General features: G+C 42.9%; 18 protein-coding genes and 1 pseudogene. 3 read left to right on the top strand and 16 right to left on the bottom strand.

Annotation, left to right across the window (positions count from 1 at the left end; genetic code table 11):
- Window positions 1-9 precede the first annotated feature (9 nt).
- Together H8796_RS12545 and H8796_RS12540 are read right to left on the bottom strand one after the other, a co-directional pair.
- Complete coding sequence (locus H8796_RS12545) at window positions 10-1,554, bottom strand: peptide MFS transporter (protein WP_117936570.1); 1,545 nt, start codon at window positions 1,552-1,554, stop codon at window positions 10-12.
- 204 nt (window positions 1,555-1,758) lie between these two features.
- The gene (locus H8796_RS12540) at window positions 1,759-1,983 is read right to left on the bottom strand and encodes a winged helix-turn-helix domain-containing protein (protein WP_009000589.1); all 225 of its coding nucleotides are present in this window, start codon (window positions 1,981-1,983) and stop codon (window positions 1,759-1,761) included.
- Window positions 1,984-2,539: 556 nt separating this feature from the next.
- Here H8796_RS12540 and H8796_RS12535 point away from each other — a divergent pair.
- The 3 genes from H8796_RS12535 to H8796_RS12525 all read left to right on the top strand — a co-directional run bounded on the left by H8796_RS12535 (window position 2,540) and on the right by H8796_RS12525 (window position 5,499).
- Window positions 2,540-4,051 carry an NAD(P)H-hydrate dehydratase gene (locus H8796_RS12535; RefSeq protein ID WP_117936568.1) on the top strand — a complete coding sequence of 504 codons (1,512 nt, stop codon included), beginning with the start codon at window positions 2,540-2,542 and terminating at the stop codon, window positions 4,049-4,051.
- A 72-nt stretch (window positions 4,052-4,123) separates the two neighbouring features.
- Window positions 4,124-5,191, top strand: a complete 1,068-nt coding sequence (locus H8796_RS12530) for a DUF4831 family protein (protein WP_117936566.1) — start codon at window positions 4,124-4,126, stop codon at window positions 5,189-5,191.
- Window positions 5,192-5,214: 23 nt separating this feature from the next.
- Window positions 5,215-5,499 carry a hypothetical protein gene (locus H8796_RS12525; RefSeq protein WP_032843181.1) on the top strand — a complete coding sequence of 95 codons (285 nt, stop codon included), beginning with the start codon at window positions 5,215-5,217 and terminating at the stop codon, window positions 5,497-5,499.
- 261 nt (window positions 5,500-5,760) lie between these two features.
- Here the strand turns inward: H8796_RS12525 and H8796_RS12520 are convergent.
- The 14 genes and pseudogenes from H8796_RS12520 to H8796_RS12455 all read right to left on the bottom strand — a co-directional run bounded on the left by H8796_RS12520 (window position 5,761) and on the right by H8796_RS12455 (window position 23,189).
- Window positions 5,761-6,100 (bottom strand): annotated as a pseudogene (locus tag H8796_RS12520) (PqqD family protein).
- Window positions 6,101-6,195: 95 nt separating this feature from the next.
- The gene (locus tag H8796_RS12515; protein ID WP_009000584.1) at window positions 6,196-7,584 is read right to left on the bottom strand and encodes an MFS transporter; all 1,389 of its coding nucleotides are present in this window, start codon (window positions 7,582-7,584) and stop codon (window positions 6,196-6,198) included.
- A 246-nt stretch (window positions 7,585-7,830) separates the two neighbouring features.
- Window positions 7,831-8,223, bottom strand: a complete 393-nt coding sequence (gene secG, locus H8796_RS12510; RefSeq protein WP_009000583.1) for a preprotein translocase subunit SecG — start codon at window positions 8,221-8,223, stop codon at window positions 7,831-7,833.
- A gap of 6 nt (window positions 8,224-8,229) precedes the next feature.
- Window positions 8,230-9,003 carry a tetratricopeptide repeat protein gene (locus tag H8796_RS12505; protein WP_117936562.1) on the bottom strand — a complete coding sequence of 258 codons (774 nt, stop codon included), beginning with the start codon at window positions 9,001-9,003 and terminating at the stop codon, window positions 8,230-8,232.
- 5 nt (window positions 9,004-9,008) lie between these two features.
- Window positions 9,009-9,536, bottom strand: coding sequence for an LptE family protein (lptE, locus tag H8796_RS12500; RefSeq protein ID WP_117936560.1), 528 nt, complete (start codon window positions 9,534-9,536; stop codon window positions 9,009-9,011).
- Window positions 9,523-10,764: a sigma-54-dependent Fis family transcriptional regulator gene (locus H8796_RS12495; protein ID WP_117936558.1), complete on the bottom strand. Its 1,242-nt coding sequence runs from the start codon at window positions 10,762-10,764 to the stop codon at window positions 9,523-9,525. Before H8796_RS12495 ends, lptE begins: the two co-directional genes overlap by 14 nt.
- A gap of 9 nt (window positions 10,765-10,773) precedes the next feature.
- Complete coding sequence (gene pdxA / locus H8796_RS12490; RefSeq protein WP_117936556.1) at window positions 10,774-11,868, bottom strand: 4-hydroxythreonine-4-phosphate dehydrogenase PdxA; 1,095 nt, start codon at window positions 11,866-11,868, stop codon at window positions 10,774-10,776.
- Window positions 11,869-11,872: 4 nt separating this feature from the next.
- Window positions 11,873-12,916 carry a DUF4837 family protein gene (locus H8796_RS12485; protein WP_117936554.1) on the bottom strand — a complete coding sequence of 348 codons (1,044 nt, stop codon included), beginning with the start codon at window positions 12,914-12,916 and terminating at the stop codon, window positions 11,873-11,875.
- 18 nt (window positions 12,917-12,934) lie between these two features.
- Window positions 12,935-13,969 carry a 23S rRNA (adenine(2503)-C(2))-methyltransferase RlmN gene (gene rlmN / locus H8796_RS12480; protein ID WP_117971798.1) on the bottom strand — a complete coding sequence of 345 codons (1,035 nt, stop codon included), beginning with the start codon at window positions 13,967-13,969 and terminating at the stop codon, window positions 12,935-12,937.
- 103 nt (window positions 13,970-14,072) lie between these two features.
- Complete coding sequence (locus H8796_RS12475; protein ID WP_117971795.1) at window positions 14,073-17,426, bottom strand: DUF4062 domain-containing protein; 3,354 nt, start codon at window positions 17,424-17,426, stop codon at window positions 14,073-14,075.
- A 210-nt stretch (window positions 17,427-17,636) separates the two neighbouring features.
- Window positions 17,637-19,778 (bottom strand): peptidylprolyl isomerase, encoded by a 2,142-nt coding sequence (locus H8796_RS12470; RefSeq protein ID WP_117936548.1) that lies wholly within the window; start codon window positions 19,776-19,778, stop codon window positions 17,637-17,639.
- 119 nt (window positions 19,779-19,897) lie between these two features.
- Complete coding sequence (locus H8796_RS12465; RefSeq protein WP_004304660.1) at window positions 19,898-21,154, bottom strand: hemolysin family protein; 1,257 nt, start codon at window positions 21,152-21,154, stop codon at window positions 19,898-19,900.
- A 51-nt stretch (window positions 21,155-21,205) separates the two neighbouring features.
- A complete protein-coding gene (gene lptC / locus H8796_RS12460) occupies window positions 21,206-21,820 on the bottom strand; it encodes an LPS export ABC transporter periplasmic protein LptC (protein WP_117936546.1) in 615 nt (204 codons plus the stop codon).
- 43 nt (window positions 21,821-21,863) lie between these two features.
- Complete coding sequence (locus H8796_RS12455) at window positions 21,864-23,189, bottom strand: hypothetical protein (protein WP_009039714.1); 1,326 nt, start codon at window positions 23,187-23,189, stop codon at window positions 21,864-21,866.
- Between the last annotated feature and the right edge of the window lie 7 nt (window positions 23,190-23,196).

Raw genomic sequence — 23,196 nt, 5'->3', positions numbered from 1 at the left:
TACGATTTTTTATTCTACCCCGTGCATCATCTTCTGTAATTTCTTCGAGAGAAGGAACAGAATCAATGAAGCAACACCGGACATGACAACGAATACCATAAAGAAATCGTACATGGTAGCAATCTGATAACCAAAGATTGATTTCACTTTTCCGGCTTCCGGATAAAGTCCGCTCAACATGCCTGCAAATTTATTGGCTGTGGCAGTAGACAGATACCAGATTCCCATCATCAAAGAGGCGAAACGTAGCGGACTCAACTTATTTACCATTGAAAGTCCGATAGGTGACAAGGCTATTTCACCCATTGTATGAATAAAGTAAAGTCCTGTCAGCCAAATCATGCTTACCTTCACTCCGGGGATAGCATCTTTCACTCCGAAACAGATGAAAAGATAACCTAAAGAAAGAAGTAGCAAGCCAATCGCTTGTTTGGTAGGAGAAGCAGGTTCCATCTTTCGTTTGTTGAGGAAACTCCACACACCCGGCATTAGATATGCCAGGACAACAACAAACAGAGGATTGAAGGATTGAAACCACGAAGCCGGCATTTCCCAACCTAAAATATCACGATTAGTCTGTTCGGAGGCAAAGAGAGTTAAAGAGGCTCCTGCCTGTTCGTAAGCCGCCCAGAAGAAAATGACAAAGAAAGCTACTATATAGATAACGAAAATACGACTACGTTCGATCTTGGTTAATGAACCATCCAATAGGATGAGGACAGGGAAAACAATGCAGGCGGTAAAAATACCGATGCTCACCCAGTCACCCTCAAAAGCGTAATTAAAGAAGGCTATTAAAGCAACTGTAAGAATAGTGATTACAAGGGTATTACGCAACTTGGTACGCTTATCCATTTTCGGGTGTGAGATATGCTCGGCTTTATCCTCTTTCTTTTCACGTTTGGCATCGGGGATAATACCGATTGGTTCTCCGGAGGGAGAGAAAAGATATTTATTCTTTTGAGTTTCAAAAAGTACAACAGTGAACAGTGTCATGATTCCGGCTGCAAGAAATCCCCATTTAAAATCGTGCGGGTCACCGGTATCGCCCAGATAACCACAAATCAAAGGGGCGGCAAAAGAACCTACATTCACTCCCATATAGAAGATGGTATATGCAGCATCCAGCCGTCTGTCTCCCGGTTCGTAGAGTTGACCTACGAGAGAAGAAACGGTAGGTTTGAAACAACCATTTCCCAAGATCAGGAATCCGAGTCCGCCATACATCATCCAGTGAGCAAGTTCCGTATTATCTAAAGTAGAGGCACTCATAAACATCAGGAATTGTCCGACTGCCATCATCATTGCTCCCCAAAACACAGAGCGACGGATTCCCCAATATTTATCGGCAATGTATCCGCCAATCAAAGGAGTTAAATAGACTAACCCGGTATAGCTACCGTAAATGGATGCTGCCGCTTCTTTGTCAAACAATAATGCCTGCGTCAGGAAAAGAATAAAGATCGCGCGCATACCGTAGTAACTGAAACGTTCTGCCGTGCTTGTCGCGAAAATCAGATAAAGGCCTTTCGGATGCCCTTTCAATGCACTCATGAATTTATGTGTTTAGTAGTTTATGGGGTGCAAAGGTACGAAAAATAGATTAAATGCTTCAAAAAAAGAAAGTTCTTATCAAACGGGAATATAGGGGGAATAATAAAAATGGGCATAAAAAATCCTACTGATCCACTTCATTATTTTTTTAGCTGTGTAAATAACAAAGTGGAGATCCATCTTACATGCAGGTTACTTACCACTTTAGCCAAAAGTAAATTCGACATTTTCGACACTGGCAAAAAGCATTCCTTCCCTCTTCCTCAAAAAGACCTTGCTTTCTCTAGCCAGCCAACCAATAGCAAGAGCTACGTCTTCGAACGTCAAACTTAATTCACGGCACAAATCAAACATGGAGAGTTCACCTTTTTCATTTAAGATGCGCCATACTTTCCCGGCATTCAAGCCAATCTTTGTCTTTTCCATCATGCAAACTTTAAAAGATTAAACAATCTATTATTTATAATCTTATTCATTGTGAGCATAGGAAAATGATGCAATATACATCACCTACCCCAAAGATAATATTTTTATTGGAAACCGCAAATAATCAAACACTTAAATAGTTCAAAAGCGGATATTCCCCTAATCGGACAGATTATGCCCGATGCATTTACAGATTATGCCTAATCTATTCATAACAAAGTTACTCTCTATTAATGATAAACTTACTAATGACTCGTTGAAAAGTTCCCTTTCACTAACCAAAATCTATAAATGCAAGTTTCATTTATAAAAACAAAGCTTTCGTTTATATAAATGAAAGCTTCATTTATATAATCAAAGGTTGCAATTATAGTTTTCTTCCTATACTCAAAAACTTTGCAACCCATAGAAAAGAACTTTGCTATGGGTCAAGAACAACTTATTTCCCTATTCCCTGCAGCTCATCTCCTTATAATTAATAAGTTTTCTTCCCACAACAAACCGGAAAAGTCAGAAGAATCATGTACATTTGTAATCCGAAAACTAAAAGAACATCGCAATGAAAATATTTCCAAGCAGCAGTATCAAGAAATTGGACGCTTATACTATTGAGAACGAACCTATTGCATCAATCGACCTGATGGAACGTGCAGCAACCGCATTAACTAAAGCCATCACAGACAGATGGAATATGGAAACACCGGTCACCATCTTTGCCGGACCGGGAAATAATGGCGGAGACGCTCTTGCCGTAGCCCGCATGATGGCTGAAAAAGGGTATAAGATCGAAGTATATCTCTTCAACCCAAAGGGAGAACTTTCGCCCGACTGCCAGACTAATAAAGAACTGGTAGAAATGATGGAAGAAGTGACATTCCACGAAATTAGTACCCAATTCGTTCCTCCTGTCCTGACGCCCGATCATCTGGTTATTGATGGATTATTCGGTTCCGGCCTGAACAAGCCGTTGAGCGGAGGATTCGCTGCCGTAGTGAAATACATCAATTCTTCCCCTGCCATGGTAGTAGCCATTGACATTCCTTCCGGACTGATGGGAGAAGAAAACACATTCAACGTAAAAACCAATATTATCCGTGCCGACGTTACCTTCAGTCTGCAACTGCCGAAGCTGGCCTTTCTGTTCGCTGAAAACACTGAATTTGTAGGAGAATGGGAATTATTGGATATCCAATTGAGCGAGGACGGCATTGAAGAGACGGAAACAAACTACGAGATGTTGGAAATAGAGGATATCCGTTCACTCATCAAACCACGTAAACAATTTGCCCACAAGGGAAACTTTGGTCATGCACTATTAATAGCCGGTTCAAAAGGAATGGTAGGAGCTTCCGCTCTCGCTGCCCGTGCCTGCCTCCGTTCGGGAGTAGGACTGCTGACCGTTCATGCACCAATGTGTAACAACGACATCTTGCAGACTTCCATACCCGAAGCAATCGTAGAAACCGACGCTAACGAGACCTGTTTTGCCGTACCCACCGACACAGATGATTATCAAGCAGTCGGCATCGGCCCGGGACTGGGACGAAATGAAGAAACGGAAGCTGCCCTACTGGAACAACTGGAACACTGCCAAGCCCCTGTTGTAGTAGACGCCGACGCACTTAATATCCTAGCCAACCACCGCCACGCACTTACACATCTGCCGAAAGGTTCCATCCTCACCCCACATCCGAAGGAGCTGGAACGTCTGACCGGCAAATGTCAGGATTCTTACGAACGTCTGATGAAAGCTTGCGAGTTGGCTCGTGCCGCTCATGTACACATTATTTTAAAAGGAGCCTATTCCGCCATCATCACCCCCGAAGGTAAATGTTTCTTCAATCCAACCGGAAATCCCGGAATGGCAACCGGAGGTAGTGGTGACGTATTGACCGGAGTAATCCTGGCACTGCTTGCCCAAGGTTATCCAACCGAAGAAGCCGCTAAAATCGGCACTTACATTCACGGATTGGCGGGCGATGTTGCTCAAAAGAAGCAGGGAATGATCGGAATGATCGCAAGCGATATTATCACCTGTCTACCGACAGCATGGCGACTTGTAAGCGAATAAAAGTTAAGAACTTACAGTTTTTTCAATAACTTCATTAACTTTGTTTTCAAAACCAGTTAAAAAGAACCGAATATGAAAAAGTTGATTATAGCAGCGGGACTACTGATGGCAACGTCCGCCTATGCACAAACCGAAGTACTGACGGGAGTTACCCGGGGAAAAGATTACGGAGTAGTTTACAGTCTTCCCAAAACCCAAATAGAGCTTGAAATAAAAGCCAACAAAGTCAACTATACTCCAGGAGAATTCAGCAAATACGCTGATCGTTACCTGCGATTGGCCAATGTCTCCACCGAACCCGAAGAGTATTGGGAACTGGCTAGTGTGAAAGTGAAATCTGTAGGTGTACCCAACAGCGAAACTACTTACTTCGTAAAATTGAAGGATAAAACAGTAGCACCACTCATGGAACTGACAGAGGACGGCATCGTGAAAGCCATCAATGTGCCTTACAGCAAAAGCAGTTCAGACAAGAAAACAGCTCCTGCTCCCACTGTCCTCTCAAAAATAGCGAATCCCCGCGAATTCCTGACCGAAGAAATTCTGATGGCCAGCTCTACCGCGAAGATGGCTGAACTGGTGGCTAAAGAGATCTATAACATCCGCGAAAGCAAGAATGCCTTATTGCGCGGACAAGCTGACAATATGCCTTCAGACGGAGCACAGCTTAAAATTATGCTTGATAATCTGAATGCACAGGAAGAAGCAATGACGCAAATGTTCTCCGGCACTCGTGATAAGGAAGAGAAGACATTCACCGTCCGTCTTACTCCGGACAAGGAATTTAACAACGAAGTTGCTTTCCGCTTCTCCAAGAAACTGGGTGTAGTTGCCAACAACGATCTGGCAGGAACTCCGTTTTATATCAGCTTGAAAGACCTGAAATCTGTCAAGATTCCACAGGAAGACGGTAAGAAGAAGAAAGATTTGGATGGAATCGCCTACAACGTGCCCGGACAAGCAATGGTTACATTGACCGACGGTAAAAAGAAACTTTACGAAGGTGAACTTCCTATTACTCAATTCGGTGTGATAGAATATCTGGCTCCTGTCTTGTTCAATAAGAATTCTACAATCAAAGTTTATTTTGATCCGAATACGGGAGGATTGTTAAAAGTGGATAGAGAAGAAGGCAAATAGTAAACTTCTAAAGGGCAAAGAATATGGGTGGTGAAGGACACATGCTCGACATGATACGTCGGCTTAGCGAAGGGCGAGAGGCTTCCCGTCTACGCCGTGAACGTGCCAACGACAAACTGAAGCACTTAAACCGCACCAACGAGCCTTATCCACTGCCCAACACCACTCCCGAGGAAATGGGACGTATCATCCACGACTCGGAGAAAAAGAAAGAAAAGGACAGCAATTATTTCGTTTGGGGGACGCTTATTATTATGGGAGTCCTCATTGCAACTGCTGTCATATTCTGGGCTATTTTCCTTAATTAGATAATTTATTAGATGATAGGTGATAAATGATAGATGGGAGATGCTTCCTAAATGATAAGGGATATTCAGTAAATAAGAAATATAAGTAACTAAAGATATTCTCAAAATACTAAAAAGGCAACTACATCATTACGAATCAGTTGCCTTTTTTCATATCTTTAAACGGGATATTTGATAAACCTCCTTAGGAGGCTGCACTATCATATAACTAGCTATTATGCCGTATAGTAACTATCATTTATCACCTATCATCTGATTAAGTCAATTAATAAAAAGTTTTATAAATCCATCTTTCTGCATTTGAGAAAGATAAGCCGATACACGAGACTCGTATCCCGCTTCATTTTGAAAATGATCTGCGAGCCCTTCTATGATCTCACGAACAGTACGTTTTCCATCTATCAGTTCCCATACAGCCGTACCGTGTTCTTCCAATCGCACATGAAGTTCTTTCGACATTCCTGCCGGTACAAGGAAGCGTTGCATCCACGGATATTTAAAACGGGGAAAGGAGAGCACAATCGTCTTCCCTTTCTGCTGTAATATGTTCACTGCGACAAGGAATGACCTCTAACAGGTTGATTTTCTCTTTGGCAGCCATAATTCTTTTTTTTATTTCAGAGCATTAATACTAACCCTCTTTTATTTTCAAACCTTATACTCTCGGATTTATAACGTTACTTCGAATTGTAACTGTTACTTCTGGATATTTGCCTCTTCCAAGCCGTATCCTTTCTTCTTGTTCTCTGCTTTCAACATCAAAGCAACAATCAGAGCAAGTACACCAAAGAGAGCAAAAATAGTCATCGGCAATGTGTAATCATAAGTCTGTGCACCGTCTACCACCGGACCTTTGCAATAAGTATTCAATACCCATCCGATTAACAAAGGAACACCCATCAGTCCCCAGTTCTGTACCCAGAAAATCAAAGCGTAAGCAGTACCCAGCTGTTTTTCCGGAATAATCTTCGGAACAGAAGGCCACATAGCCGAAGGCACCAGTGAGAAAGCAAATCCCAATATAATCATTATAATAGTAGCAAACCACCATATATTCAGTATAGGCAAGGCAAACATGGTATGTACAAAAATTAGCATCAATGATCCGATCACCATCAACGTGGCTCCCTTGCCGATACGGTCATATAACGAACCGAACAACGGAGTCAGGATAATTGCACCAATCGGCAACAATCCGGGAATCGTTCCCGCCAGTTTAGGATCTACATTATATTTCTGCACCATCAAGTCGGCAGCATATTTGATAAAGGGGAATACAGCCGAGTAGAACAATACGCATAGTAATGCGATCAACCAGAATCCTTTATTTGTGATGATATACACAATGTCTTTCATACGGAACGGTTCTTCCGGTTCCAAACCTTCTGCATCCAAAGAAGCATCCAATTTCTTATCGTAGAAAGTATAAAGGAAGAAAGCAATGGTACCTACACACAGCATAATCAGACAAAACAGAATAGGAGCAGGAATATTGGTATGGAATGCACCACCCTCGTCCGTATATCCGAAGAAGTCTGCCAAAGGAACTGTCAATACCATCGCCAGAGTTGTTCCGATACGTGCCGTAGCCATTTCAAGTCCCATAGCCAATGCCATTTCCTTGCCCTTGAACCATTTCACTATAATCTTGGAAACAGTGATACCAGCAATCTCCACACCTACACCAAAGATAGCATATCCCAATGCAGCCAACGTCACCTGTGTTTTGAATCCGAAGAGCATGGCACCTTCCGGAAAAGTAGTAGAAATCGCATAGTATTTCAATCCACAACCAAACACCATCAATAAGCAAGCTCCCATTCCGGTGAAACGAACTCCCATTTTGTCCAAAATGATACCACCGAAGATCAGCATCAACAAGAATACGTTAAACCAACCGTAAGCGCTTGTGAAGAATCCATAATCAAGACTATCCCATAATAGTTCTTTCTCAAGCATGGGTTTTAGAGGAGACATTACGTCGGTGAGGAAATAGCCGCATAGCATAGTAAATGCGACCAATGCTAGAACACTCCATCGGAGTACGGGGGAGTCATTCAGTTTCTGTTTCAAATGTTCTGTCATTGTTATATTTAAAAAGTAGTTAATAATCTTATACAGCCAACAAAGGTAGTTAAATCTCGTTTGTTTCTATCACAAAGAGATTGTTTTTACAAGAAAAAGTTAAGTGCGGATTACACTGACCACTCGGAACATTGAAAATCCGTGTAATCTGCGTAATCCGCACTTAAATATCAAAGAAATGCAGCATCCGTCTGCACCTTCCCTTAAATGGTTTTATCCCAAAGCCTTACCTGACGGCGGAGCAAATTACTCTGCTTTAGGAGCAGGAGTTTCAGCCGGTGCCGGAGTTTCTGTAGCAGGTGCATTGGTAGCAGGAGCTTCAGTTTGCGGCGCAGCCGTACCTGCGGGTAAGTTATACGGGTTAGTCTGTTGTTCTTTCTGTGCCTGTTCCAACACTGCATCTTTAACAACTGCAGAACGAGGAACTACATAAGCAGTAGCAATGCTCATTACAACCATAAAGATGGCCAGGCCCCATGTTGCTTTTTCCAGAAAGTCTGTAGTCTTGCGTACGCCCATGATGGCGTTAGATGAAGAGAAACCAGAAGCAAGTCCGCCTCCTTTTGAGTTCTGAATCAGCACGATGAAACACATCAACAAGGCTGCAATAACCATTAAGATAACGAATAATAAGTACATTTTTAGTTATTTTGAATTAGCGTTAATAATCAATTTTTCCAAAAATCTGATTTGGTCTGCAAAGTAAGCATTTTTTTTTGGATATTTCAAGCTTAATTTTTTAATTATTTCAAGAGCTTTTGAATATCGTTGCTGTTTAACATAGATTTTTGCTAAAGTTTCTGTGAAACAGCTGTCGTCTTCCTCTTCTTCCTCCGTCGTTTCTTCTTCGCATACCTCGTCCGAAGCATCTGCGGAAAATACCGCTTCTTCTCTTAAAGACTTCATGCAGAGGGGGGAGTCACTCTCACTCTTTTCTATAAAATCGTCAATCAGTTCGTAGCCTTTGAGTTTGGGCGTTTCTTCTGAAGGCTGTTCCGTAGCCGGAGTCTCCTCCAAAAGATAGGAAGTATAATCCATCGAATAGTCGAAGCCGGTCTGGGCCGCTACTTCTTCGGGTACTGTGGACAAGAAAGCGTCAATCAATGCCAATGTGCGATCTACAGACGGCTCGTCTTTCAGTACCTCCGTGAGGGGTACTCCTTTTTTCCGCGCCTGCACATCATAGCGGTCACCTTCAATCAACTGGAACAACTGCCGTCTGTCTGCAATGTAAAGAACCGCTTTTCGCAGCTCCCCACCGAAACTAATATCATGGAGAACATACAGGTTTTTCAAATACAGCAGACGGAGCGACTGAAAATACGGATACCTCGCAAGAAGATTGCGCAGTTCGTACAAAGTATCCCTATTCAGCATCTCGGGATGCTGTATCCATTGTTGAAAGTTAACAGAAGTCATTTATATTACCAGTTTGCTACAGTTGCATTAAAAATTTGGTCGGTGATCTCTTTAGACATTTCAGCAATCAATCCGTCCTGTACGGCAGTCAGCAACTGGGTAGAGTCGTAGGTACGGAAAGCAGAAAACTGTTGTTCAAAGTCTTCGGAATGATTAGTATTATTGACAAAGCGTACATTGACGGTGATAGTCAACTTTGTTTCCGAAGAGTAACCGTCGGCAGATACTGCCTGGTTATACTGATTATACCCTGTGATTTCTCCGTCAATCTGCAAGTCAGCATTCTGACTCGGCTTGAGCAGTTGCAGACGGGTTTGCCGGATGAAGATATCTTTCAGGTCTTCATTAAACTTAGTCGCCAACGGAGCATACACATACTCCGACTTGATCGGGAAGTCGGCTATCGAAATAGTCTTTACCTTATCATAATTGATAGACGATCCGTTAAACTTATAGGAGACAGTGCACGCAATGACTACCAACGGTAAAACGAACAGTACCAAAGGGCGTATTATTTTCTTAATCCAATTCATATTCTTTTATTTTTCTATAAAGTGTACGCTCGGAAATATTCAAGTCCTTAGCTGCACTTTTCCGCTTTCCATGATGCCTTTCAAGTGCTTTGCGTATCATTTCTTTTTCCACTTCGTCCAGTGACAAAGGAGGTTCTTCTACATATTCTTCCGTGTCTTGTATGTCGTCATCATCCTTGCAAACGGCAGGCTGCATGGTATGAATGATTGCAGGTACCGAAGGCTGGTGTGTTGTCACTACCGGAGTAGTAACCACCGCTCCCACTTGTCCTACCTGCCCCACCTGTCCGGCACGTTCAGCCATCAGGTTGTGTACCATCTTCTTCAACTCCGCTACCTCCTGGCGCATGTCGAACAGAACGGAATAAAGAATCTCCCGTTCACTTTCAAAGCTTTTACTTTCGCGTGTTCCCATCAGCGCGGGAAGACGTTGCATATTTTGTGCGGGAAGATAATTCTGCAAGATGGCGGCAGTGATCTCCCTGTTTGTTTCAATGATGGATATTTGCTCGGTGATGTTCTTCAACTGACGCACGTTACCGGGCCAGGGATAAGCCAACAATTCTTTCTTGGCATCCTCCGTCAGCTGAATAGCGGGCATCCGGTATTTCTCTGCAAAGTCTGCGGAAAACTTACGGAACAGCAGGAGCACATCATCTCCACGTTCACGCAAAGGAGGAATCTGGATAGGTACCGTATTCAACCGGTAATATAAATCTTCACGGAAACGTCCTTCGGCAATTGCTTGTGTGAGATTGACATTGGTAGCTGCCACAATACGAACATCCGTCTTTTGCACTTTGGACGAACCTACTTTTATAAACTCACCACTCTCCAACACACGGAGCAAACGTGCCTGGGTAGGCATCGGCAACTCCCCTACTTCATCAAGGAAAATAGTACCACCGTCGGCTTCGCCAAAGTACCCTTTCCGTTCGCCAATCGCACCGGTAAACGCACCCTTCTCATGCCCGAACAGTTCGGAATCAATCGTACCCTCCGGAATAGCACCACAGTTGACAGCAATATACTGTCCGTGCTTCCTCCGGCTATATTGATGAATAATCTGCGGAAAACTTTCTTTTCCGACTCCACTTTCTCCGGTAATCAGCACAGACAAATCGGTAGGAGCTACCTGAATGGCAACATCTATGGCGCGCGACAATGCTTCGGTATTACCTATAATACCGAAACGTTGTTTCACTTGTTGTATCTCTGCTTTTGTCATTACTTGTTTTTAATCTTCGTCTACTGTATCCAGTTTCAGTTTATCACTATCATCACGTTTCTCGTAATACTGTTTACGCAACGGATTGGCACGGGCCACTCTTTCCCGCTGACGATTACGGAACACGTCGATGGCAACATAAATTGCCTGACGGAAAGAATCTTCACAAGCCACTCCCTTGCCTGCAATATCATAAGCAGTGCCATGAGCCGGAGAAGTACGTACCACCGGCAGACCCGCCGTATAGTTCACTCCGTCTTCCATAGCCAATGCTTTGAACGGAGCCAGCCCCTGATCGTGATACATTGCCAGGATACCGTCAAAATGAGTATAATTGCCTGAACCCATAAAGCCATCGGCCGCATAAGGACCGTAGCTAAGGATTCCTTTCTCTTCCATTTCTTTCATGGCAGGAATAATCACTTCCTGTTCTTCCATTCCCAACAAACCACCGTCTCCGGCGTGAGGGTTGAGAGAGAGTACCGCAATACGCGGAGCACCGATGCCGAAATCTTGTTTCAGACAACGATGGAATATCATCAGCTTCTCCTGAATCAGTTCTTTGGTAATCGTAGTGGCAATCTCTCTGACAGGGATATGCGTCGTAACCAAAGCTACCCGGAAGTCATTCTTCATCAAAATCATTAATGATTTATTGCCGTTACCCAGACGTTCTTCGATATATTCCGTATGTCCGGGGAATGAGAACTCTTCCGACTGAATCGTATGTTTGTTGATCGGAGCTGTCACGATGACGTCGATCAAGCCTTCGCGATATTCTTCAATGGCACGTTCCAAGGCTCCCAGCGCAGCTTTACCCGCTTCGGGATCGGGTTTGGAAAATTCCACTTTCACCTCATCATCCGTACAGTTCACCACACTCAAGCGATTGTATCCAGCTTCGGTAGCAGAGTTGACGATACTGAAATTCGTCTGTATGTCCAACGCTTTACGATGATAAGCCGCTACTTTCGGTGAACCGTAAATGACCGGAGTACATAGTTCCAACATTGTAGGGTCAGAAAATGTCTTCAGAATCACCTCATAGCCCACCCCGTTAATATCTCCCTGGGTGATACCTATTCTTATCTTGTTATCTTCCATGTTTTTATTTTTTAGTTTGTTCCGCTGCCGCCTTGGATACACCTCCCAATGGAATCTGATTCTGCTGAACCTCATTCGGAAGTTTCAGTGTATAAAGAGATGCTTCCATCTGGCGTACCAGGTTGCGTTTCATTTTATCAGGTGAATAAACAAATATTTCTGCTGTAATAATTCGTTGGTTTTTCTCGTCCAGACGAGTGTGGGAAACGTATGGGCCACCCATAAAATCGCCCTTCATACGCCACAAGCCGCGTGCTTCCATCGTGTAGCTGTTCTGTACATTGATGGGACGAACGTCAGTCAGCAAGCTGTCAGTCGACATATAAACACCTTCTTTGAATCCGGGGATATTGGCCTGCATCACAGAGTCACGTTTGTGTACAAAATATTCTTTCGTAAATGTATCTTTGTCAGTATAAGGATAAGAGTACATCACAAAATTACGGTCGGCAGTACCTGTGTTGGTAGAAGCCCAGAAAAAGTCCTCACCGGTTTTAGAATTGGTCAGTTCGGAAGGCAACCAGATGTTGCAGCCGAACAGACTATCCACTTTGTTGGAGATAAAGTTACTGTGTTTTTCTTCCAATAACGTAATCTGACGGTTCATTTCCGCACGGGTAAAGAAGTCGACAATCGTCTTTCTATTCTCTTCCACAAACTTTTCAAACTCTTCTTCGTTCGGAGCCTGGATAGTCAATATCATTTGCGGATTGGCATATACGTCTTTCGCATATTTGAAAGATGCTTTCGTATATATATCCTGTATATCTACAATAATAATGTTACGTATCAGTTTCAACGTAGAATCATAGTCCTTCGGTGAAGTATACATAATCCGGAAAGAAGGTTCCGACTGCGGCAAACCAGGCAGATCAGAATCAAGCGCATCATGCAAGGCCCTTCCGGCAGCACGATCCCAAACACCGTGATCTACTACAACTAAAAGTTCGTAAGCACGACCACTAGAGGTGTGATTTCCTTTCAGACCACAAGAAGCAACGACAAAGGCTACCAAAGCGATGCTTAAATAAAAAAAGTACTTTTTCATGATGTTCGGTTTTATATATTAACTCTCAATCTTTTCTTCCTGTTTCGCTGTCGACAACATACCACAAGCTGCAAAAATATCTTCTCCTCTTGAAGAACGGATGGTGGTGAAAAGCCCGTGTGACGTCAGATAATCACGAAAACGGGTCATCGTATCCATATCCGCTCCTTCGAGGTCTACCCCCGGTATGGCATGAAAACGAATCAGATTCACTCTGCAATCCAGTCCGCGAAGAAGCTTCAGTAACTCTTTGGCATAGACCTGCGAATCATTAAGCCCTTTAAAAACAATATATTCAAATGAAAGTCGACGTTGTTTGCTAAAATCATAGTTTTTTAACAGTTCCACCATCTCGGTGATCGAATATGCTCTTTCTGCCGGCATCAATTCGGAGCGTTGAGCTGTCAACGGAGAGTGAAGACTGATGGCGAGATGGCAATCATTTTCTTCGATAAAACGCTGCAATCCTTTCCGTAGTCCGACTGTAGAGAGCGTGATACGCTTCGGGCTCCAGGCATAGCCGTAGTTAGCGGTCAGTAGTTCCAATGCTTTCAGCACCTCATCCAAATTATCAAGCGGTTCACCCATTCCCATCATCACGACATTGGTCAGTTTGTCGCGTTCCGGCAGCGAATGAATCTGGTTGATGATCTGACTGGCGGTCAGGTTGGCGGTATAGCCTTGTTTACCCGTCATGCAGAACTTACAGTTCATCTTGCAACCTACTTGTGAAGACACGCACAACGTTGCCCGGTCGTCATCCGGAATATAAACCGACTCTACAAAATGATTCTCACCCACTTTATAAAGATACTTCACCGTGCCATCTACAGAGCGCATTTCATCTACCGGAGCAACTGCTCCCACCTCATAGTTCTGCTTGAGCAACTCCCGGTGTTTCAATGACAGATTAGTCATTTCATCAATCGAGGCTACTTTCTTTTCGTAAAGCCAGGATGCAATCTGTTTGGCAGCAAAGTTGGGCATACCCAGTCTTTTTGCCAATGATTGAAGCTCCACAAGGGTCATTCCTAAAAGGGGATATTTAGACATTCTTCTTTCTGTTGATCGATTATATTTGCAAATGTAAGGAAATTAAGTCGATTTCCGTACAGCGAGAATGCAAAAGTTAACAAAAAAGGAAAGTATACCCAAGTTATGAACGAACTACATCTATATATTGAAGCAGCTTTTTCGCCATTTCCGAGTCACTACCATTCTTTTTCACTTCGTGATCGTATGCCTCACGAAAACAGGCCAACGCATCTTCCCGTTCATTACAAAAGCTATGTAAAACCCCTAGATTTTGACAAGCCAGAATCGTATGATCGTCCTCCCATCCCAAGTACTTCTTTCGCAGTTCAAACTCTCTGAAGAAAGCATCTTTCGCCATTGGATAGTTTTCCATTTTTGCATAAGCTTGCGCTTCGTAGTAACAGACCTCACTAGAAACATCAGGATCAATATCCTCGTGAATATCTAAAGTCGTTGCAATACGAATTACGTTCCCATATTCCTTATTCTCGTAATATTGTCGCATAATATCACATCTCAATGCCTCGTAACGGACAGTCAATTCCGCCAGACGCGGCTTTTCGCTGAAAAACATTTCATGCAGAAGAGACTCACGGAAGAATAAAGTAGAAGCCTGCTCATCGCCACGTTCATTCATCGTTCGTTTGAATTCTTTGCATAGATAATACAACTGTTTGTGACAAGCCACGATTTGTTTTCTATTATCTATCTGTATAGCAATACCTAACGCCTCATTCATCAAGTTCCACGCTTCATCATATCGCTTAATATAATAAAGACATTTCCCCTGCATACGCAAACATTTAGCCACTCCACTTGACAATCTACCATTCAAAGACTCGTGCATTTCAGCCACTTTTTGGAATTTCTTGGCGGCACTTTCTTCCTCATCCCTATAATAATCGCAATAAGCCAAGAATTCAGAAAGCTCAATAACTTCTGCCTGACTCTTCTCGTCAGCAGAAGCCGCATAATAATGAAGCGCTCTATTCAAATAAATCACCGCTTCATTGTATTGCTCATTATAGTAATATGCCAGCCCTAGATTCCGACAAGTATTGGCGATCTCCAGTTCCGGAGTCGGTATAATGTTTTCCTGCATCACCAATGCTTTCAGGAAACAGTCGCATGCCGTTTCGTATTCTTCATTACGGGCATACCGACATCCCTCATTCATCTTCAATACCGACCTGGCAATTGGTGGGATGGCAGCACCTTCCATACTCTTCTCACTCACAGCAGCCGCTGCCTTCGTCAGGTGAAAAGAACTACTCAAGAAAGTAGCCATATCATTAGCAATGACAGGAATTAAAAAAGAATCAATCTCATCAAAGTCCAATTCGGCATAGACTTCAGGCGTAACGCCAGGATTGTCATTTATGATTGCCTTCCAGCTATCTTCCAACAGAGAACGATTCGTGCGGTACAGAATCTCGAAAATCTCCACATCACAAATCCAATCCTTCAATAAATCCCATTCTTGCATCTTATAGCATTGATAGGTAATCTCCACTTTATAGCGATACGAATCATGATAGCAAAACTGTTTCATGCGATAGTTATAATCGGCAAAAGTCAACGGATGGGAAAGAATATCTTCCTCATCCAGCAGAGCGGAAATAATTTCATACCGTCTATCCTCTATACATTCATCATCTTGAGCAAAATAGCGTTCAATTGCCTCTACCATTTGTGTGTCACAAATGCAATATCGCCCTCCTTTGTTGGTAAGCCAGCTACTCATTTCCACTCTCAACTGTGACCAAAGTATCTGATTAATGTCTGCCATGCTCTTTACTTCATCTTCGGTAAATCCCTCTAAAGTAAGTGAAAGCATCAGAAGCGTTCTTCCAATCTCCTCGAAACCGTAATCAGCCGACAAACGCCGAAGCACACTGTCGTAGAATAGCTCAATCTCATTGAGCCGACAATATCCACTCATATATTCATTGAGAGCATCATACTGACCGAACGAAACCAACTCGTTGAGCAATACACTCAGGCAGCGCGGTTGTTTGGCCAGCACCCACGAAGCAAGAATATCTTCCTGCTGTGCGGACAAGGCCTTGGAGTAAGTAGACAAATATTGCTTTGAGAACAACTTGGCATCCGCTTGTGAAAAACCATTCAACCGGAAATGAACGTAGCCATTCTGAACAAAGGGCAGGTAGGCAGTGGATGACGCAGAAAAGCTCAACACGACTTTTACGTTCGGGGGAATAGATGCAAATAAAGAAAACAGGGATGCTTCAGTCGGATTCAGATAACTGATGTCATCAATCAATAGAATGATAGGATATCTTGATGCACGCAGCGCACTCCACAACTGACTGAACTTTTGGATAGAATTCAAATCCTCTTCAATCTCCTTGAGGTTTCGAAGTGTGTTCCCAGAAAAAGTGTTTAAGCCAGCATCCCCCATCAAAACCGAATTTTTCACGATGTCCATGATGGATTTGGCAGTGCTTTGGGTCGAGTCCAGTTCTTTTGAAACTTCAGCCGCAAACAAATTTTCTTCACCTAAAGATTGATGCTTGAGTGCGTTCTGGCATTTTGAAGCTAACATTCTCGCCAACGTTTCCGGATAAGAAGACAATGTAGTACTATCCAAGCGGTGATAGACGGGAATCATCGGCATATCATTGTTCACCAAATCGCTCCAATGAGCCAATAAAGCGCTCTTGCCAAGACCACAATCGCCCGTTACCACCAAACACCGCTGCTCATCCGCCGCCAAAAAATCAGCAAACACCTGATCTGCTTCTGGTATTGAGTGATAATTGAATAAGAGTTCATTGCGTGTCAGTTGTTCTTGCAATGCTTGATTATCTTCAACGGTCAATACATCCGGAAACTCTTGTTCGAGCAATTCTGTGAAAGCAAATTCTACAAATTTACATAGCTGCTCGGGCGAATCATACTCTTGCACAGGATAACGATCCTGCTGCAAAATACTTTCTTTAAGACGTTTCAGTTTAAGAGACTCCTCTTTAGGGCAAGACAGATCATTATCAGCCGACTGTTTTATATAAAAATAGGCATGTAACGGATTAGGATTGCGCAGTACACCAAACTGCATTTCAATTTCCGTCACACTCAAATGGTGATTCAAGTCATCTTCTATCCAACGATATTCCAAACTGTCATTGAAGGTTTGAGACAAGTCCTCATAATTGGGACACCATCCATAGCGGTCGCCTACCATACCAATGAAGAAAGGCCGGGAGTTAACTATTTCTTTCAGGCATATTTCAACAACCTTGCCGCTTTTCGCATCTTCTTCTGTGATTCCCCAACGCAGGTCGACCAATGAAATGGTAGCACCACGGCTGGCAGCTTTCACTTGCAAACCCTTAAAGAGTTTGACTAATGCAGAACGTTCCATCTCCATGTCTCTGAACGTTGACGAAAGGAATACGCGAATAACACGTGAATTTTCAGCGGGAACTGAATACTGGGCTAGTTGTTTAGTCATAATATAGATTCGTATTAGTTAATGAAGTATTTCGCAAAGCCTATTGATAAAGACTGGCAAGATATGAAAATTCAATCTGATTACAAAGATCATAAACGAAAAAATACAATAAAAAAGGCACGGATTACACGGATTTCGCGGTTCTCTCATAAGTTTAAACCGCGTAAATCCGTGTAATCCGTGCCTGAATATCTATTTCCTATTACTTCTTTAGAAGAACAGGAAGCGGGTATCTTTTACGTTTGCTTTCAGATACAAGTCATTCATCAGACGGCTGGCAAAACGTGCGTGCATATTAGTCAGCGTAGCTTCTTCAGCTTTCGCGTCGAATGTTTCGTTCAACTTGTCTTTACCGTATACTTGCAATACAAATACTCCGGCATTACCTTTAATAGGAGCACTCAACTGATTTTCTGCAGCAACAGAAGCATAAGCACCTACCAACGGTTCGCTGCTACGCAATGCCGATATATAAGCAGGAGCTGCAAAAGTAACCATCTTCAAAGAGTCGCTGACTGCATTAGCCATATCTTTGTATTGGTTGAATGAAGTTGCATTGGCAGCTTTCATGTCAGCCATGATCTTTTCAGCTTTCTTGTCTTTCACGATTTCAGCTCTCAACTGATCCTGTACTGCTTTCAACGGACGGTATCCTTCCGGTTTAATGCTTACCAGACCTACCACCATCAGGTGATCGCTTTCGCCACATTCGTACAAGCCGGAAACATCACCCGGTTTCGCTTTATCAAATGTCCATCTCAAAGCCTCTTTTGTACCTCTCACGCCACCGATGTTATGTTCAGAGCTGCTCAAGTCCATTCTGTCGAGCAATCTGTAACCAGCTTCTTCAGCGTTAGCTACCATTTTTTCTACACTAGGGTTAGCTGCGATAAACTGACTGAAATCATTATAAGCACGGTTGTAAGTTTCTTTGCTGAACTCTACTTCACGCTTGATAACAGCTACTTTATATTTATCTTTCACAGATTTCTTGTTAGTCACCTGAAGGATTACATTTGCTTGTCCCATCGGCAAGTTCACCAGTTCGTTCACACCTGTATTGTTGATAGCAGAGATGAATTTCAGGTTGTCACCATCTATCTGTGCACCTTCGTACTGTGCAGAAGTCAGCCAGTTAGCATCACCAGTCTGGCCGTATTTCTTTGCAAGATCTGCAAATTTAGCACCGCCTTTGATAGCGTTGTAAATACTGTCAGCCAATGTCTTTGTCTTCACTGCATCTTCTGCGTATACCTGGATCTGACGGAATTCCACAGAGTCGGCAGCAGCAGCTTTAGCAACTACTTTGAAAGAGTTGATTGTATTGTCGGCTCCGTTATAGTAAGGACCATAAACAGTACCAACAGAAGCAGAGTCCAAACGTGCAACTACGTCTGACGGGAAAGCTGTCTTGTTATAGAACAAGTCTACATAAGGAGCTTCCGAGCCAACCGAACGGATAAAAGAAGTATAATCATCCGTAGTAGTAGCCAACTGTGCAGTAGCTTCGTCTACTTCTTTCTGGATAGCTGCTCTATCTTCAGCACTTGCAGTCACCTGTACATCAATATATTTGACGTCACGAGTTTCCTGATATTGCTTGAATTGTTCTTTCTTCTTGTTATACAAATCTTTCAGTTCCGATTCTTTCACTACAATTGTAGAATCTACCACAGAAGAGTAAGGAATACCAGCCATCAACACATTGTACTGGTTTACTCTTGCGTCGAAAGCATCCTGTGCTTCCACCGGATTAGAAAGAAGAGCTTTAGACACCAATGCCTGGTATTTCTCTGCCAGACGGCTTTCAATCAAAGTTTTCTGAATGAATGTCCAGTATTTATACATGTTGTTGTATTGTTCAGCATACTGTGCCGGCATTTGTGATTCGCTCATTTTGGCATATTCCACGAGAAATTTGTTCAACATATCCTTGTCAAAAGCACCTGTTTGCGGATTCTGGAAAGGAGTTTGTCTCAACAAAGGATGAACACCAGCTTTCAGGATGTCCTGAATTTCAGCAGCAGAAACAGTCAGTCCCAGTGCTTTTGCTTCTTTTTCAATCAGTTTATTGTTTACGTAGGAACGCCATACTTCATCGCGCACCTGATTGGTTTGTTCGTCATTCAAGGCGTTCACTCCACGCATGAGTTTCACCACTTCGGTATATTCTTCTACCAAATTCTGATACTCTTGAGCGGAAAGAGCGTCTCCGTTCACCTCACCTACGTCATGTGCCTGATGCGGCTGCATCACTTTCCATGCGTCACCCGCAATGAAAGCAAACAGCGCCAAGCCGATAACAATCACCAATAGAGGTCCTTTCGACCTAATGTTTTGTAACGTTGCCATTTTGATTAATACGATTTATGTTTATTATTATTTCTTTCTTTTGTCGTTTTAGCGCACGAAGATACAAAAAATGCTAATATGCATCTATTTATTGGCTAAAAATTTCTTGATTATCGTCATTATTCCAAGACTTTTAATCGCACGAGTTCTATTTTTGTCGCTGTGACCTTAATTATCTTGAATTGATAACGTCCTACCCGCACCACTTCATGCAGCTTCGGAAAACTCTGATATTGGTTCAGAATCAACCCTCCTACCGTCAGATAATCGTCCGACTCGGGCAAATCAAGTCCGAACGTCTCATTGACTTTTTCTATCTCCAAGCGGGCGGACAACACATACTCGCGTTCATCAATCTGCTTGCTGATATAGGAAGTATTATCGTGCTCATCTTCTATATCTCCAAAGATTTCTTCTACCAGATCTTCCAGAGATACAATGCCGGACGTACCGCCAAATTCATCCACCACTACAGCAATCGTTTTCTTCTGCTGCATAAAGAGTTTCATCAGTTTATTGGCGGACATGGTTTCGGGCACAATCGGCACTTGCTTCACATTCTCATGCCAGTTTTTCGGAGCGCGAAACATTTCCGACGAATGGATATAACCCACTACGTTGTCGATATTTCCATCGTACACAATGATCTTGGAGATTCCGGATTCGATGAAGCGGCTTTTCAACTCGTCCAGTGAAGTTGTCAGATCGACAGCCACCACTTCAGTACGCGGAACGATACAGTCGCGGATTTTTATGTTCGAGAAATCCAAAGCGTTCTGGAAGATTTTCACTTCCGTATCCAGTTCCTCCTCATTCTCGGCATTATCAATACTGCTTTGCACGAAGTAGTCCAGGTCGACTTTTCCAAACGCTCTGTCGGATGCATCCTTGTTGATCTTCATTCCAAAGACACGGAGGAACAAACAAGACAAACCGGAAGCCAGTTTGGATATAGGATATAGAATGACATAACAAATAATCAGTGGAATGGCAAAAACATTCAAGACCAGATTGGGATTGATTTTGAAGATTGTTTTCGGCAGAAACTCTCCGGTCACCAGAATAATAAGGGTAGAAATAACGGTCTGCGCCAATACCATCAGAAAATGATTGTCAATGAATCCTGCCAACAGATTGTCGCCGATAATCTGTGCCATCAGGATACCATAGATGACCAGGGCAATGTTATTCCCCACCAACATGGTAGAGATAAATTCATTCGGGTTCTTGAAGAAGATGGAAAGGATGCGGGACGTAATTCCCCCCTTGCGTTCCATCTCAAAACGCAGTTTGTCTACCGACACAAAGGCGATCTCCATTCCTGAAAAGAAGGCGGAGAAGACCATGGTGATAATTAGAGAAATATAAATATTCATAAGTTCTGATTTACGATTAGACGATTTACGATGTACGATTGAGTACTTCGCCTATTTCGCTGAATCTTTTTGCACTGAATCCGGCAGCGCTTTTGTTTCCGGTTGGGGCGGACCACCCGCTTCCTCATCCACATAGAAAATACCTTCGATATTATGGATGGTATATATGGTCATTTGCTGGTTCGAGTCGAATCCATGCCCTGTAATAATTCGATCCGGTTGTTGAATACGTATAAACTTGTCGGAATACACCTTTTGGGTAGCTTCGTTCCAGTACAGCAGTTCCGTATTAAAACGCTCTCCTTTCCGGTTCTGTATATCTACATTCCCTATCAGCTTCCAAAGCCTTTCTTTGTCATAATAGTAGGCAGTATCTGCTTTAATACTGGCTTCTATATGAAAGATAGAGTCGAACTGTTCCAGATATACACCTTTCTCAAAGGCCCAATAGGATGGTTTCTTACGATCGTATACCGACCATTCTTCCGTATTCACCCTGTAGCGTGTCACTCCGGAATCGGAAATAAGGGTAGTGACTCCCAATGTTGTCATCACCGGAAGAGAATCACGTTCTGTGATAGCCTCGCCCATAGCTTTCTTCTTTCCACCACAGGAAGATAATAAAAGAAGCATAACAACCACCCCAAAGGTGATTGTTATGCTCATGCTTTTATGCAATAAACGGTGTCTTCGTTTTCGCAACATACGGTTATCTAATCGTTGTAGTCTCTCCTATCCAACCACCGATAGTGATGCGGTCGCCTTGCTTGTAACCTAACATAAACAAGTCTTTAGCCTGTGGAGTATGACCAGAATATCTACCGATCAAGCTGTTAGCTTCTTCAGCTACACTCGGATCTACTTGTTTTGCACGTTGCAGTTTGTCGATTACTGCAAAGTAAGTACACTTGTTCAAAGCTGACTCGTCGCTCCAGTTAGGACTCATTGCATACAGATTGGCAATCAGGATATATGGAGCACCATAGTTCTCGTTGAACCCGATAGCTTTCTGGCAATACGCTCTTGCTTGAGACAGTTTTTTGGCAGAAGCCAATACAGCTCCGGCAGCGTATGCTTTTTCAGCTTTCTTCACGTTGTCAGTTTCCAATCCAATGGCTTCGTCGAAGAATTTTACAGCACCGTCAATGTCACCTTTCTTAAATGCTTGGTAAGCACATCCGGTAGCGGCATCTGCACTAGGTTCTATCTTGTACACATAGAAAGCAGCCTGTTGATAAGCTTCGCTTTCAGTACACCTCATCATCTTCATGATGTCGATTACTTTCTTCAAGTAAGCCAAGTCCGTTTGGTTAGCTTCCACTTTCGGTCCATAGATATTTTGCAGTGATTCGCAATCAGCAGTTCCGCTGTTTACAAACAAAGCAACCAGATTATCTTTGATACCTTGCAAATTTTTCTTCTTTGCTTCATTCGTTTCAGCGGCAATAGCAGCATCAGCATATTCAGAAGCAGCCAGATAATCCTGGATGAATTGTTCCTTGTGGTTAGGATCTGTTTTCAGTTTATCCAAAGACATTTGCAGGAAATAGAAGATAGTAGCGGCAGCAGATTCAGCTTTTACAGCATTTACCGACTGGCTCAACCATTGATAAGCCTGATTAACATCAATTTTCGGAGCGAAAGCAATGTAATCTACTGCTTTGATACCCAGAGCTTCATCAGCAGAAGACACTTTTGTACCTTTAGCCAAGAACTCATCTGTGTATTTGATACGCAAATCATGCGTATTCATCAATTCATCAAAATATTTCTGATATTCCGGATTATTCCTATCCTTGATTTGTCCCATCAAGCCTTTCAGAATTTTATATCCATCAGTAAAAGTATAGAAACGAAGCGTCGGGCAGTTTTCCAACACAGCTTTCCAAGGAGTATACGCATCTTTAAAATTACCTGCACGCACAGCTTCATGCGAGATGCTACTGTTCGAGTTACAGTTAGTCGCATCCTGTGCTACCACAGTGGTTGCCCCTGCCGAAAGGAACAACATAGCCACAAGCGTTTTAATTTTCATTGTATCT

The sequence above is a fragment of the Bacteroides sp. M10 genome (assembly GCF_014334015.1).
GTDB lineage: Bacteria > Bacteroidota > Bacteroidia > Bacteroidales > Bacteroidaceae > Bacteroides > Bacteroides intestinigallinarum.
This window is presented reverse-complemented; position numbering and strand designations above follow the sequence as displayed.